This is a genomic window from Frigoribacterium sp. 2355 (assembly GCF_054060695.1).
The window spans coordinates 133,915-148,789 of record NZ_JBSSDL010000004.1 but is presented as its reverse complement, the minus strand read 5'-3'; the positions used below and the strand labels follow the sequence as shown (position 1 = coordinate 148,789).

9 protein-coding genes and 2 pseudogenes are annotated in these 14,875 nt (G+C 62.2%); 3 read left to right on the top strand and 8 right to left on the bottom strand.

Annotated elements, in window-relative coordinates:
- Positions 1 to 90: 90 nt before the first annotated feature.
- On the bottom strand, positions 91 to 1,266 hold the full coding sequence (locus ACVJ1F_RS06875) for a zinc-dependent alcohol dehydrogenase (RefSeq protein ID WP_456885438.1): 1,176 nt from the start codon (positions 1,264 to 1,266) through the stop codon (positions 91 to 93).
- Positions 1,263 to 1,748 carry a hypothetical protein gene (locus ACVJ1F_RS06870; protein WP_192118343.1) on the bottom strand — a complete coding sequence of 162 codons (486 nt, stop codon included), beginning with the start codon at positions 1,746 to 1,748 and terminating at the stop codon, positions 1,263 to 1,265. Before ACVJ1F_RS06870 ends, ACVJ1F_RS06875 begins: the two co-directional genes overlap by 4 nt.
- Positions 1,749 to 2,148: 400 nt before the next feature.
- Between ACVJ1F_RS06870 and ACVJ1F_RS06865 the strand changes: the two are divergent.
- Positions 2,149 to 2,409, top strand: a pseudogene (locus tag ACVJ1F_RS06865) (DnaB-like helicase C-terminal domain-containing protein); the annotation flags it as partial.
- An 857-nt stretch (positions 2,410 to 3,266) separates the two neighbouring features.
- Here the strand turns inward: ACVJ1F_RS06865 and ACVJ1F_RS06860 are convergent.
- Positions 3,267 to 4,226, bottom strand: coding sequence for a hypothetical protein (locus ACVJ1F_RS06860; RefSeq protein ID WP_456885437.1), 960 nt, complete (start codon positions 4,224 to 4,226; stop codon positions 3,267 to 3,269).
- 291 nt (positions 4,227 to 4,517) lie between these two features.
- Between ACVJ1F_RS06860 and ACVJ1F_RS06855 the strand changes: the two genes are divergently transcribed.
- Complete coding sequence (locus ACVJ1F_RS06855; RefSeq protein ID WP_456885436.1) at positions 4,518 to 5,930, top strand: hypothetical protein; 1,413 nt, start codon at positions 4,518 to 4,520, stop codon at positions 5,928 to 5,930.
- A 77-nt stretch (positions 5,931 to 6,007) separates the two neighbouring features.
- On the opposite strand, the gene ACVJ1F_RS06850 is transcribed toward ACVJ1F_RS06855, so the two are convergent.
- The 5 genes and pseudogenes from ACVJ1F_RS06850 to ACVJ1F_RS06830 all read right to left on the bottom strand — a co-directional run bounded on the left by ACVJ1F_RS06850 (position 6,008) and on the right by ACVJ1F_RS06830 (position 11,742).
- Positions 6,008 to 7,033, bottom strand: coding sequence for a hypothetical protein (locus tag ACVJ1F_RS06850; RefSeq protein WP_456885435.1), 1,026 nt, complete (start codon positions 7,031 to 7,033; stop codon positions 6,008 to 6,010).
- 89 nt (positions 7,034 to 7,122) lie between these two features.
- Positions 7,123 to 8,472, bottom strand: a complete 1,350-nt coding sequence (locus ACVJ1F_RS06845; protein ID WP_456885434.1) for a hypothetical protein — start codon at positions 8,470 to 8,472, stop codon at positions 7,123 to 7,125.
- Positions 8,469 to 10,469, bottom strand: coding sequence for an N-6 DNA methylase (locus tag ACVJ1F_RS06840; RefSeq protein WP_456885433.1), 2,001 nt, complete (start codon positions 10,467 to 10,469; stop codon positions 8,469 to 8,471). Before ACVJ1F_RS06840 ends, ACVJ1F_RS06845 begins: the two co-directional genes overlap by 4 nt.
- 13 nt (positions 10,470 to 10,482) lie before the next feature.
- Positions 10,483 to 10,776: pseudogene (locus ACVJ1F_RS06835) on the bottom strand (NYN domain-containing protein); the annotation flags it as partial.
- Between the two features lie 345 nt (positions 10,777 to 11,121).
- Entirely contained in the window at positions 11,122 to 11,742 is a 621-nt protein-coding gene (locus ACVJ1F_RS06830) for a hypothetical protein (RefSeq protein ID WP_456885432.1), read from the bottom strand.
- Positions 11,743 to 13,806: 2,064 nt separating this feature from the next.
- On the opposite strand from ACVJ1F_RS06830, the gene ACVJ1F_RS06825 reads away from it, so the two are divergent.
- On the top strand, positions 13,807 to 14,862 hold the full coding sequence (locus tag ACVJ1F_RS06825) for a zinc-dependent alcohol dehydrogenase (protein ID WP_456885431.1): 1,056 nt from the start codon (positions 13,807 to 13,809) through the stop codon (positions 14,860 to 14,862).
- Positions 14,863 to 14,875: the final 13 nt, after the last annotated feature.

The window sequence follows — 14,875 nt, the reverse complement described above, 5'->3', positions numbered from 1 at the left end:
TGGGGCGACGGAGGCGCGGTGTCGGGTGCCGGGGAGGCGCGCCTCCTCGGGTGGGTGGGTCGCGCCTCCTCGGGGGTGGCGGGCACGGTGTCAGCTGCCGGGGCGGAAGACGGCGCGGACGCAGCCGTCATCCTTGTTCTTGAACATCTCGTAGCCCTCGGGCCCCTGCTCGAGCGGGAGGACGTGGGTGGCGAGGTGCTCGGTGTGGAGCTCGCCGGCCGCGATGCGGTCGAGGATCATCGGGATGTAGCGGTGGCCGTGCTGCTGGGCCCCGCGCAGGGTGAGGCCCTTGTTCATGACGGCTCCGAGCGGGAACTTGTCCACGAGCCCGCCGAAGACGCCGAGGCTGAAGACGCTGCCGCCCTTGCGGCAGGCGTAGATCGCCTCGCGCAGTGCGGTGGGCCGGTCGGTCTGCAGCCGCAGCTGTTGTTTGACCTGGTCGTAGAGGTGTTGCGCGCCGGTGCCGTCGGCCTCCATGCCGACGGCCTCGATGCAGACGTCGGGGCCTCGGCCGCCGGTGCGCTCCTTGAGTTCGGCGAGGACGTCGTCCTGCGCGAAGTCGAGGATCTCGGCGCCGACGTGCTGCCGCACCTGGTCGAGCCGTTCGGGCAGCTGGTCGATGACGACGACCTGTTCGGCCCCGAGCAGCATGGCGGCGCGGGCGGCCATCTGGCCGACGCCGCCGGCACCCCAGACGGCGACGGTGTCGCCGGGCGTGATGCCGGCGAGGTCGGCGCCGGTCCAGCCGGTGGGGGCGGCGTCCGAGGCGAACAGTGCTGCTTCGTCCGAGACGCCGTCGGGGACGGGGAAGGCACCGTGGTCGCCGTAGGGCACGCGGATGTACTCGGCGTGGCTGCCGGCGTAGCCGCCGAGGGCGTGGCTGTAGGCGAAGCATCCGCCGATGGGGGAGCCCCAGAGCGTCTCGGTGAGGGCGGGGTTGGGGTTGCCGTTGTCGCACAACGAGTACAGCTCGTGGGTGCAGTACCAGCACCGGCCGCAGGCGACGAACGAGCAGACCACGACGCGCTCGCCGACCTTGCGCTCGCGAACGGCCGACCCTACCTCGACGATCTCGCCCATGAACTCGTGGCCGAGGACGTCGCCCGACCGCATGGTGGGGATGTAGCCGCCGAGCAGGTGCAGGTCGGACCCGCACGTCGTGCTGAGGTGGACCTTGACGATGACGTCCTGGTCGTTGAGGATCGTCGGGTCGTCGACGGTCTCGACCGAGGTCTCGTTGACGCCGGTCCAGGTGAGGGCTCTCACAGCAGTCCCTCCTCGTCGGCACGGTCGGTTGCTTCGTCGACGAGGGCGCCGGTGGGGGTGGCCTTGCGCTCGCCGTGGGGAGTGGGGTCGACCCGCAGGACCTCGCCGGCCTCGATGACCTGCTTCGCCCGTCGGAGCGCCACGCGGATCTCCTTGGCCGCCTCGGCGGCGTCGTCCTCGGACGAGGCGGGTTCGCGGAGGCGGGCGCGCAGTTCGGTGCCCTTGTCGGCGGGGGCGGGCCGCGCCTCCACCTCGACGGTGTCCCGGAGGTCGTCGAAGAAGGGCGGGGTGTCGTCGGCACCGAGCACGTCCTGCGGCTGGGCGAGGATCGTGACGGCCTGCCACCGGGAACGGGACTCCTGGGGGGAGCCGGCGCCCTCGTCGGGGCGGCGGCGGTGTCGTCGTCCGACGACGGCGGCTGCGGCGGTCGCCACGGCGGCGACGCCGACGCCGGCCCCGGCGCCGGCCAGGCGGCCGGCCATCAGGCGGCCCTCCTCGTCGGGGGAGCGGGGGTGTCCCGCTGCGGATCGGTGGTGTTCATCTCGACCTCCTCGGTTCGCGCGAGTGCGCAGTTCTCTGGACGGGTGAGCGGGCGGCCGGACCCTGGATCTGCCCACCCGGCCGCCCGTTCGGCCCAGTGTGCGCACCGCACGGCCCGTGCTGCGAGACGAATTTTTGACCCTTGACACCGCCTGGGCGTCAGTTGTTACGTGGGTCGAATGGGGTTCGGGAGGTGGCGCGGGGTGGGTCGGCGGATCGGCCCGGCTAGCCGAGACTCGCGAGTGCAGGAGGCGCGGTGAGCGTGGTCGTCGAGAGGTGTCGGGGGGCTCGCGCGAGCTGGCACGGGTGCTGACGGCGGTGCTCGTGCACGCGCAGGGGTAGGTGCCGGTGATCGCGCTGTGGCAGCTGAACCGTGGCCCTGAGCAGCGTGCCGACAAGAAGCCCGCGATCAGCGACCTGCGAGCGTCCGGTTCGCTCGAGCAGGACGCCGACATGGTCATCCTGCTGCACCGCGAGTCGGCCTACGAGAGGGACAACCCCCGCCAGGGCGAGGCCGACTTCATCGTCGCCAAGCGCCGCAACGGCCCGACGGACACCATCACGGTGGCGTTCCATGACATGTTCTCGCGGTTCGTGGACATGCCCAGCTCACTGTCCTGTTTAATTGTGGCTTCCCAGAAGAAACGTCGGTTCCCTAGGATTGGTGTCGTGACGAACAACGCGGAATCCCTGACGACGTGAGCGCGTGGCGTAGGGACCACTCGTCGTGATGAGGGCCGACCGTACCCATTTCGTCGGTCCTGGCAGGGGCTTGCTGTAGCTGCCTGTAGAGGACTTGACTTTTTCTTTCGGCGCTGGGGGAGTGGGCCGTCTGCCTGCCCGAAAAGTTTGTCCTATCGCGATGGCATACCGAGAGATGTTCTCCGTGGCTGCCGTCTGCGAATCACTTTGCGTGCTATCTAAATTGTTGCCTCTGGCGCAAGGCGACGAACTAACTTGCACTTTACCCGAGTCAGAGCCTGTATAGGAGTGAGCCACGCCCTGCGGCGTCGCCGGACTCGAGAATAGTCGGGGGCTCGAAGAACAGCCCCGCAGGCTAAGGGAGCCGGAATGCGGGGGCGACTGCTGCCTGTCCAGTTAGGGCGCTGGACCGCTCTCCGTCAGCTCCAACGAATCTGATACGAACCAAGTGGGCGGGGCCCACTGATTGCCCTCTCGGGCTCAGTATGGGAGACAGACGTCACCATGCAGTCGTCTGGCAGCTTGGCAGCACCTAGTCGATCGCGCCGGCGGGCGTCGCGGCTTTTCAATCGACAACCGTGGTGTGCAGTAGAAGAAAAGTTGAAGTCTTTAAGGCCGACTCGTCGCAGTGAGGCTATCGGGGGCGACGGTTTCCTGCCTTGGGCTTCGTGACTGCCGAGGCTAGGTCGCCGTTCACACGCACGCATGTTGGGAGGTGGCCCCTAAGAAGAGAAACTTGAACAGCTCATCGTCTTCCTTCAAAGTGTGCTTGCTCGCTTGAGCGCCTCCAATAGCCCACGATTGTCAGCGGCGCTGTTCCATTGAGCAACGACGACACGCAGCTGCGCTTCGTCCTCAGGAGTAAAGGGTGAGGGAAAGCGCGACACGAGAACGAGAGGAATAGATGTGCCCTCCCGGCGTTGGGTGGCGGCGCTAAGACTGCGAGCACGAACTACCTGCACGGTGCGAGCAAAAGATATCGCCACTGCGACCCGTGCATCGCCGATTTCAACGACAGCATCCGCCCGCGCACCGCGGACCTGTGGTTCGCGGAATGCTTTGACCTCCGGGCTCAACATGGCCAGCGTGGTCATGACCTGCTGCTCGTATTCCATGGCCTGTTCGACCACAGCCTGCGCTTTTAGCGAGGCAGCGGGCGTCCCGTCACTCGCTTCAACGTAAGACGCTAATGCGTCGAGCGCCGCCGACGCATCCGACTCCGGCTCCTCGAGCGATGGCGCGCTGTCACCGGGCATCGCTACCACACGCGACGTCAACGCGCCGATCACACCCGCGCAAGCGACCTTCTGAACGTCGGTGGTCGTGGTCTGCGACAAGCTATGCAGCGTGCTGATGGTGACCGCGACGGGAAGCGGAATGTCCTTTTCGCTGGATGGCAATGCGCGGCTTGACGCCCATTCAAAAGTCTGCCACCACACTGCTGTTCTCGCAGCTTCCCGCTGATGCTCAAGCGCGGCGCGTGACACGCTGACCTGTTTACTGATACCCCGGAACGCGATGGAAGCGGCGGCGACGGCCGCTAACGCAGCTAGCCCAGGGCTCTTTGCGAAGTCGCGCGCCCAGATGCCCCAGTTCGCCAGATCTGCGGTGGCGAGAGCCAGCGCCAGATAGGCGCCGACGATTCCGGAGGCGGCACCGACGGCAAGAATCAGAAGAGCAATGTGTCGTCCGCTCAGAAGGCGTTCTAGTTTCTCCACTTACTCAGGGTATAGATGGGACAGGTGCGTCATCGGCGTGGCGATGCTGATTGTTCCGACGCGGACTGGAACGTGGCTTGCTCGGCATGGGTGGTTCTAAGCCCACTCGACTGCCGCAGCACTAATGCTTGCCTGTTGAAGCGCCGAGCACGTTCCACTACCGATCGTCTAATGAGACGCCGTTGCAGCAGTGTCAGGCTTCGTCCTTGGATGCGCTTAGTCCAGACTGCGCAGTTTTAAGGCAGGTACCTTGCCTACCAGTCTTTGCGCTCCTGCATGTAGCTTCGGGGTGTGGATGACGGCCCTTCGATCTCATACGACGATTTTCGAAAAGCGTGCGCTAGACATCGTCCGAGCGAATTACTGCCGTTCCTTGGCCGCTATTCAGCGGCAACGCACGGGCTTGCTGACCTGGAATCGGGAAAACTCAGAATGCTTCCGCCTTGGAACTTTGCGACGGTTGCTCGTGAGTGCTTGCTGTGGGGAAAGGACAGTCCCGGGTATCGGGTAAACCAACGAGCGGTCGCACGGCTGTTTAATATGCTGCGTGATGTATCCCATCATGGGGACGGCCCGACGCTAGCCGAAATCGTCACACCAATCATGCACGATCAATTTCCGTACCAGGGGAACCCGTACGTCGATATGGGACGTGCGATCGCGATTCTCGCCACCGGGTGGGATGAGTTCCCGGAGTGGGACTGGACGCCGGTGTTCGGCGTGCCGCTGCCGGAAATGGTGAGAGCAACGGGGGTGCTGCAGGGGCTCGCCTCGATGCGGGGACGTATTGACCTTGAAAGCGTCTGCGATGTCCGCATTGGGGCAGCACTCGCCCCTCGTGAAGACCTCCAGCGAGCTCTCGCCTACCTGACCCGCACTCCAGAACAGCACCGTGCCAATGCGGCAAAGGCGGGGGTGCTCCGCGAGACGGCTGGGCAATACGACTTCAACCCGCTGCGATCCCACCCACTTGTTGACTTTGGGCCCGGTACGGGCATCATCGCGCCCGAGCCACGCCTAGTTTGGCACGCAATATCCATGCAGAACCTCTACTACGTGGGTCCCACCGTGTTCGGTGCCACCGAGTTTCACGAGCAGCTGGGGAAGCGAATTGAGTCTTACGTAGGCCGCCAGCTACGACTCATCGAAGGCGCGGGCGTCACCGGCGAAGTTTCACTTGGTGCAGACAACAGGATGTCGATCGATTGGTTCCTCGTGCTGCCCGATCTCATCGTCCTCATTGAGTGCAAGTCAGCACGACTGAGCGCCAAGGCCCTGGCCGGCGACACACGTGAAATCGCGCGAGCAACGGAAATGTACCTGCTGAAGGCACGCAATCAGATTGATGTCACGGCAAGAAAAGTGCGCCAACGCGACCAACGAGTCCGCTTTCTACCTGATGACGATCGCCCTGTCGTGGGACTTATCGTCGTCGCGGAAGCAATTTGGTTGGCAAACTCTGGAGTCCCGGAATACGGGTCCCAGGGAGAGACGCCGACGATGGTGCTGTCCCTAGCCGAACTTGAAGGACTGGTATGCCTGCCGACGGCGGAACTGAACTCGCGTCTCGCCGGTACATTCACCAATGAAGAGCGGCGCGGCTGGAGCTTTACCCAGGCATTTGGTCCTGGGCTGTATGCCCAAAACAATCCCATTCTCCGGGAAGCCGGGGCGCGCGCACGGTTCCTCGGGGAGAGCGACTGAGACCTCCTCCTTCGAGCCCGTCCAGAGCAATAGGCGCCAAGCCGGTGCTGGGCGCGCGAGGACCGGTTCAGACGGCGTTACCCGTTTTCCTGCTGGTCCCGTTCCGCGTCCACGGCTACCAGAACGACATCGATCGCACGGACTGCGTCATCCCAAACATCTTCGATCTGCTTTTTGGTCTCCCAGACACCGGGCGTTCGCTTGTCTTCGTTGTATTGTTCGACGTCTTCATCAAGGCTCAGAACCCGAGTCCAAGTTGCAACGAAAACATCGGTAGCTTTTTTAACTGCTGCTGTCGGTACCCCGTCGGCGAGGCGCTCAGCGGCACGTCGCGCGGCCGGCAGTCGCTCGCGGAGTAGCTCGATCGACGTTTTCTGCGACGGGCCGCGTTCATGAGTGGGGTCCTCCCCAAAGCTGCTTTTGAGCAGCCGCGCCTCCCTGCTTAGCTCCCTCTTAAGCTGGTCGACATCGACTTTCGCAGCATGAGATTCGGGCGGCGAGTCGTGGTACCTCAGGAGCTCCATACCGGATTTCTCGTCAGCGACCGTACCCAAATTTGTGCCGGCAACGTCAAAAACGTCAAAGCTCCCGCCGCTTTGGCTGGGACGAAGCTGTCCGAGAACGGCACCATTGCTGGCCCACTCGACTTTACGAGTGGCTCCAGAAACGCTCCGCCGAGATATGAGATCGACGTGCTTCGTCCATGGTCCGGCGAGGCTTGCCCTTCGTGGGGCAGTGCTCTGCGAAGAGGTGCCGCCCGGCTGATGCACATCGGCGTTGTTTCGGGTGTAACTGACCGGGCCATGGAAAGTACCGCTAAACGTAGGACCCACCTCCGTTGCAGACTCAGAAGATCCGCTCGCAGGCTGATTCGAGGGCGACGTCGAAGCGGCAGGCACGCGTTTCTGCGGAAGCTCCGAAAGGATCGCGCCAGGAACCGCGAGACCTGCGGAGCTCCCCACTACCCACCAGACCCATGGGTAGGGAACAAGGAAGGTGCCTGGAACGGCAGCATTGGCCTGGGTCCCGATGATGGTGAGGTAGACACCAAAAATGACGCCTGCTAGACCTAAGAACGACCACCCCAGAAACGATCTATTCATGGGCTTAGCTTACGGGGCGCCAATAATGCCGCATCCGCTAGTGCTCACGTGTTTGCGGAGCAAACCCGACTTTGTGGAGGCAGCCAAACTTACTGCCGAAAGACGGTCTCGATCTGCTCGATGGCCTTATCCATAAACCCATTGGCTCTGTCGAAATCGTTCCAGGCGTTGATGACGGCTGCTGAGTCGACGGATGACCGGGGTGGAAGGACTACCGACTTGACGTCCTCTTCGTAAAGGGCGTCCACGACCGAACCGCACGCCATGGCTGCAACCTGACGACGAACAGCCTGTGAGGCCAAGGATGCCCAGATCCACCCTGCATCTCTTGCATCGTAAGGGCGAGCACGTCCAACATGACCGCTGGCAAGCCACCCATCTCGCTGATCCGTAATCAGTACTGGCTGTCCAAGGCTCTCTTCTGCTCGGCCGTCTGCCGGGAAGGCGATCGTGCCGGTTTTAAGCTCGTAGGCGGCGGGGTTCGCTAGAACGGACTTGGCGAGGTATTTCAACCCGATGGGCAAGAACTGGAGCAACTGGCGCCCAGAGAGCACCGGATTCCCGTGTTCCTCTGTCACATAGTTGGTCTTATAGCGACCACCGGGTTTAGTGACATCCGCTACGTCACCAAGTTTCGGTCCACCGTTTGCGGCGATCGAGCCAGCGTGTCGCCGAATACTGGGGTGATGAAAGGCGGTGTCGAGCCGGCTCGCAAGCGTCGATGCCCGCACTGTCCATCCACCAGAGAGGGGTTTGGTCACGGGGTATTCGTAGATGGCATCTACTGAGGTGACCGCCGCGTCCAGCACCTTTCGAGCTGCGGCTCGCAGCTGATGAGCTTGACCAACGAGTTCGACGACTCTGTCGAACACGGAGGCGAGCACGGGGACCTTCTGATTTCCGACCTGACCAGCAGAGAGATGCGAAATTACGCTTCCCGTGCGGTCCTGTCGCAGGAGGTCCTGACCGCTCGGCGAACTCAGGAAGGCGAAAGCGAACAAGCGGTTGCTTTCGTTTTCGATGCGCACGCGCAGCAGGTCATCGGACGGTATGAAGCCGGCAAGGTAGTCATCGGTAAGAACACATGGGCCAAGGTTTCGGCCACTGCGGGTAATTAGAATGACTCCAGGTTCGACTCTTAGGGCATCCAGGTCAGGTGTGCGGTCCAGCGACAGCGAGTCTGATGCCTCGGGCAGATACTCGAATACGTCAAATGCACGAAGGAACGGCACGCTCGGCTCCTTAGGAGCGGCAAGCACCCGCTTGAAGCGAGTCACGTGCTCGACGGTGCCGACATCCGAGATCTTGAACGTTTTGGAGCCTTCAGCTACCAGCCTGTCCAGCCGGATGTTAGTGATGACTCCTGGGGCAGTAAAGTAGCTGGCGTCAAGCCGAGTGGCCCTAGCGATCGATGTGGCAGAGGGCGCGGTAATGATCACTGCTGTTCCTTGATCCACTCACGGTAAGCAGCCGCAACCTTGGGAAGGTCATCGTCAATCTCACGCTCTGTGACCTCGACTTCGCGGAGCACCTCGTTACCGGTTGCCTGGTCGATCTCGACAATGGCCTCGACGCGTTTGACAAGAGCGTCTGATCCATCAGGAAGTTGTCGCCAGACAACAGTGCCCCGTTTGTCATGTCCAATTGTCTCGGCCACCGCCATGAACACCGGGTAGTCGAGCCCGCTGCCCTCTGCCAGCTCTTGTTCTTCGGGCGAGAGCCGCCGAATGAGCACCATGGAGGTCTGTGTGTCGTTGTTCGGCTGGAATAGATCGCGCTGCATGTCGACGACAGCGAGAATTTGAGCCTTTTTCAGTAGCCAGTTCCGGATGTACGCGTTGCCAGGATTATTGAGGATTCCATTTGGGATGACCATCGCCATCCGACCGCTGCCGGGCACAAGCAGCTGCAGTGCGCGCTCAATGAAAAGTATCTCGGGCGGCTGTGACTTTTGCAATATACGGTTGCCGTGCCTGTCGCGTCGGATTGACCAATTGCCATCGGCATCTTGATCCCAAACACATGCGAGGTCGTATTGAACGAGAGTGTCTTCGTCGTCGATCGGAATTTTTGCGCCGAAAGGCGGGTTGGAAACAATAACGTCGATGGAACCTAGAGGAATAGCGTCGCGCAAGCCCGCTGACCAGGTGTGCGGGTTCTCGAGAGTGTTGGCCTGGTACAAACCGCCGGAACCGTCATTGTTCATGACCATGTTCATCTTGGCGGCCCGAACAAGTGCAGGGTTGAGGTCGATGCCAAATACGCGCTGCCGGAAGTACTCGTCGCGACGCCGGTAGAGCTCTTCTCGCTCAAAATCGGTGCCCTGGGTGGGGTTATCCCACTGCCCGCGCTCAAAGTGCTCGATGTACTCGAGCGCATGGTTCATCGCTGTGATGAGGAAGCCACCGGTGCCACAGGAAGGGTCGAGAATGCGTTCCTCAGGCTGAGGATCAAGCATTGTTACGGCCATTCGGCAGGCGTTCCGGGGAGTGAAGAACTCGCCACGATCGCCGCGAAGGTTCGAGCCTACGATCTCCTCGTAAGCGACGCCCTTCACGTCAACGGGCGAGCGAAGCAGCGAGTAGCCCTGCAACTCCGTCACCACGTACGCCACAACCTCAGGCTTTAGGTCAATCTCTGCGTCCTTAGCCTCGAAAATCGCGGGGTACTTCTTGACAACCCTCTGCTCGAAGAGGCCCTGGATGCGTTTTTTTGCGACAGAGGCCACCATGGAACTGCTGCGCTCGGCCGGCGTTGCAAAAAAGCTGAGCTTGGGTGCGCGCTCGTCCTCGATTTTCGTAAAGATCAGCTTTAGCAGTTCCCAGAACGCTTCAGTCTTTTGCTTTCCCTCATGCGCGGCGATGTAGTTATGACAGCGGCGGAACGCAAATAGCAGGTTGTCAGCCGTCGCTACTTTTAGGTCTCTGCGGTTGGGGCGCTGTGCGTCGGCCTCGCTTTGTCCGGAGGCCGGGATATCAATAATTTCTTCGAACGACCAACCACCGTTGCTGTCCGCACGCTTGGCGTAGCAAAACCTGTCGGTGCCATTAGTCCACATCCCATATTGAGCATTAAGGCATGACGCCATGTAGGACTGCAACTGCCCGATGCCTTCGGTGCGACTGGTCGGTCGAACGTCAGCCCTCTTGGTCTCAATCAGAATGTGGGCGTTGGCCTGCGTGTGGTCGACGCCCTTGCCGAACACGACGATGTCGACGCGCTTGCGAGCTGATCCGACCTTAATAGCAAACTCCGGAGAGCAGTTCGCCGGCGCGTACCTGTACTGCCGGACCAACGCCTTCTCGATGTTCTGCCGAACATATTCCTCGGGAGTGTCGCCAACAAACTTTCCTGTGAGGAAATCGGCAACCTTGCCGTCGGGAACAGAGCCGACCGGTGTCACGGTCGGGGTGAGTGCGGGCGATACGGCTGCCACGGGCTGCTCCTTCTTAGGGATCGTCAAAGGTCTCAGCAATCCTCCCCCATGACGGGCGCTGCGCCGCACCCGGCGTCCACGCGGGGCTGAGCGCGTCGCGCCATCCGGTGTCCGTCGAGTTCTTGCCTCTCGTGTGGTCGAACTGCTGCATGGGCTGAATGACGTGCTCGCTAGCCGCCGTCTTCCAGCCGCCCAGCTGCGCGGTGGTCCAATCGCCGTAGACCCTCTTCACGGACGCCGTCCCGAATCGGGCAACTTCCGCGAGGACGGCCCCGATCCGTGCGGGAGGAACGTTGTCCGCGTCGACGAGGACGGCGAGGCTAGGTTACCTCGGGCCACGCGAGCTGTAGCGTCGTTCCATTGCCCAAGGGTCATTGCCCCGGATTTGACTGCGAAGGGCTCCTGCTCCCTCGTCAAGCGACCGCCCGATTGCGACGCAATTCTGGGGCGAACCCGAAATCAAATCCGTCTGCGTGAACAATGACTCGAGCCACCGTGAAACGCCTCCTTGACAACGACTTATGGCGTGTCCTGCCATCGGCTGAGCGCACCTGACTCATCACGATACGCTCGGAGTCCTTTGACATTCGATAGATTTCACCGGCCTGCCGAATGGGTCTCCTTGATACCAGCAGCTCCCAGGTTTACCTTGCTAGCCGTTGCAAGGGTGTCGCTCAACTAATGGCCCGTTGCTTTCGCCGAACCCCGTCACCTCATTGCCGGCAGAGATGACATCGGCGGCGGCATAAGTTTGGACGCGGCTGACACCCTCCCAATAAGTGTCGGGACCGAGTTCGTGCAATCGAGCTTCATGTAGGGCAGCAGTTGCCTCCGTTGCAGCCTGATAAGGGTCGACAATCACGCCCAACTCTTCCGCCATATCGTCTTCGCTCGTGCCCTCCTGGTTCTCATCTGGGGAGTGAAGAACGGATGTGTCGATTGCCATGAGAGACCCACTTGCGCCAACTAAGAACCACGAACCTGAGGGGGCTTGCAGGGCTACGTGCAATTCCTCTGAGCCTTCAACTGCGCGTCGAAAGGGCAGAAAATCATCCGGGGCAATTGAATCGTCAGTTGCGGCGACAAGATGTTCCCATGGAATTGTCACGGAGGAGCAAGCTGGTAACCCAGTTAGGCCGCCTTCGACTTCACTAATTTGATCGAGGTTGGGGTCATAGTTCAGGTACCAATATGCGGCGGAGAGCACGGGGACAGCAGAATCATTCTGCAGAATCAAACCGGCGCTATCGATGCGCGGTGAAATTTTCGCCAAGAAAGAGAAGTCGGATTGCCGGGTTTGGGCATCGAGAGCTTCGACAGCAGCTGACGCTTGGGTCCCGGTGGCTTGCGTTTGTAGAGCCAGGAAGATGACAGAACCGACCGTCGCGAGAGCCGTAAAAGTGACGAGCCAAGGTTCGCCAAACCTAGCCCAGAAGGACGCCGACGTATTCGTGCCCCGTCCTTTGGACGGTTGGGACCGCTTTCGCCGCGCCTCGGTCCCAAGTGGCAAGCCGCCCCCAGGCTGTCGACGTGCTCTACTTCGATTTGTCCCCACACCGTCATCTTTCACCATGGATGGGAATTGGAAAACACCCGCCTGGTTGACCCCGGTTTGAAAGTCGTGAACCCCCTTCGTGGTCAAGTGGCAGACGGGACCCATGGCTGGCTCTGGCACAAGGAACGCGAATGGTGATGCGCTCCTCGAGGAGGGAAAGGGACAATGCCGATCGCTCATCCAGGGCTCTTTTTGCAACATTGCAGGCTCGTGCTCCTCAAGCAACTTTCCGGCGACGCGTTGACGCACTTGCTTTTGTGATCGGTGATCGGTCGGCCCGATCGCGGCCAGGGGGCACCGTGACGTCGTCAGAAGTCACGACACGAGGCCTGCTCCCCGGAGAGGTTCGCGAACGGGGGTTCCAGAGGAGCGGCCGTTCGATCACGGCCCCCGGCGGTCCAGATGGCAGTTTCGGCGTCGGGGCGGCGTCTCGTCGCTGGTTTGCCGGTCGGGCTCGCTGAGATTCTGCAAGACCATGGCGCCGTAGCCGGGGCGTTCGGAGTGCAGGTCGCCCACAAAGGGTTTGCGTCGCCGGGAGGCCCTCTCTTGAGGTTCCTTCTCGTAATTCCTTGTTTAGCCTTGCGATTCCAGGCAATATCGAGTGAATCTCAGTCTGGGGGTAGAGCCAATGGCCATTTTGGGCCCCGACGATGCCCTATTGAGGCTTTTGGTCACATTGGGCGCTCCCGCCATTGTTGTTATTCTCGTCGCATTCGCGCTGACTGCCGCTTCCTGGGTCCAACTAGGAATGGGAACGGTACGGGGCGGAAAGAGCGCCGCCGAGACAGTTGCGCGGGCGTACATGCGTCGCAGTACAGGGCGTGTGCGCGAGCTCATGGTGTTCGGGCTAGCCGCCACGATGTTTTGTATACTGGTAGTCACGGGAGCGCGCCTGGGTCCTAGATACCTCATCACTACGGGCGCGAATAACACGTCTCGAACATGGTTCGACTGGAGTTGGGTGGCCGCACTTTACTCCTGGGATGACGACGCGTTCTGGTATTTGATGGTTACCGCTGTATCAATCTTTCTATTAGGAATTTCATGCATAGCTAATATGCAATTCTTAAGAATTGTATTACAGGTCGGATGGTATCCTGTGCTACTAACGGGACTTGCGCTTGGTCTACCTTGGGCGGCTTATTTCGCGTTGGATGTTTTATTCATTGTCTTTTCGGGTGGTACAAACGAGACATACACTCTTTCGGCGGCGTTTGGGTGCCTTGCTCTAGCAGTCACCATGATGCTCCCGGCCTGGTTTGCTCGGGCCCTCTGGAATCGGAGCAAGCTTCTCTTTACGCCTTGAGTGCGTCGACTCTTGAGGCGTGGGACGCGATGTCTTAGTCAACCGTTGGGCCGTGCCCGTGCAGAAACGTCAGCGACAGTGAGACTTACCCGCTCGGCAAGGAGCGTTTCACATCCTGGTCCCGCTCGTTCTTTAGTCAGCTTGGGGGCCATCAGCGGGCGCCCGTAGCCTGGCTTAGGTCTGCTTCCCCACGCCGACCGACAGCAGCCGCGCGGCCCCTAACCCCGAGGGCACTGCGGATCGATCGCGGCGCGACCCGTAAGGTCTCTGCTGACGTATTGACCAATCATGACGATCACGCAAGGGAAGTGGCCACATGGCTCCTCGCCTGTGGGGCCGCTCTTCCGGTTTCACACTTCGACTGTCATCCGGTCGGATTGGCACCAGACTATTCAGGGGTCGCTCGTCAGTAGGTGGCGCTCATGACGACGGGATGATTAGAACAACACCTGTCGCCCATGTCTATCCTGGGCTGCATGACCGACCTGCCTGCCCGCACCCGTTTCGCCACCGTCGACGCCGAGCGCTCGGTCGCCTTCTCCGAGGTCGACCTCGAGGCTCCGGGGGAGCAGCAGATCGTCGTGCGCATCCGCTACACGGGCGTGTGCGCGACGGACACGCACGGGTGGGCGTCCGGCGGGCTCATCCCCGCCGCCGTGTTCGGCCACGAGTGGACCGGCACCGTCGTCGCCGCCGGCAGCCGGGTCACGACGGTCGCCGTGGGGGATCGCGTCGTCGCCAGCGTCGGCCCGCCCTGCGGCACCTGCGCCATGTGCCGCGCCGGACACCCCGACCACTGCGACACCGCCTTCGCCGAGGCCAACGGCATCTCGCCCGACGCCCCCGCCCACGGCGCCTTCGCCCAGCACGTCACCGTCCACGAACGCCGCGTCCAACGCGCCCTCGACGGCCTCACCGACGAGCAGCTCGGCCTCGTCGAACCCACCGCCGTCACCTTCCACGCCGTCCGCCGCGCCGGCCAGCGCCTCGGCGACGTCGTCGTGGTCCAGGGCGCCGGCCCCATCGGCCTGCTCACCGCCCAGCACGCCCGCCACGCCGGCGCTGGAGCCGTCGTCATCGTCGAACCCATGGAGGCGCGGCGCGAGACCGCCCGCCGCCTCGGCTTCACCGACGTCCACGCTCCCGGCGATGCCTTCCGCGCCCGCGTCCTCGAACTGACCGACGGGCTCGGCGCGGACGTCCTCTACGAGTGCACCGGCGCCTCCTCGCTGTTCCAGCCGAGCGCCGAGCTCGTCCGCCGCGGCGGCACGCTCGCCCTGCTCGGCTACCCGATGACCACCTCGGAGGTGTCGTACGGCGACTGGCAGAGCCGCGAGCTGACCGTCGTCGGCAGCCTCGCCTACACGCACTCCGACTTCGTCGGCGCGATGCGCGCACTGGCCGACGGCTCGGTCGAGGCGGGGCCGCTCATCACGGGGACGGTCGCGCTGGACGAGCTGCCGGACTTGCTCGTGGAGCTGGACAGCGGAAAGACGGAGCACGCGAAGGTGCTGGTGGCGCCGAACGGGTAACGAGCTGCATTTC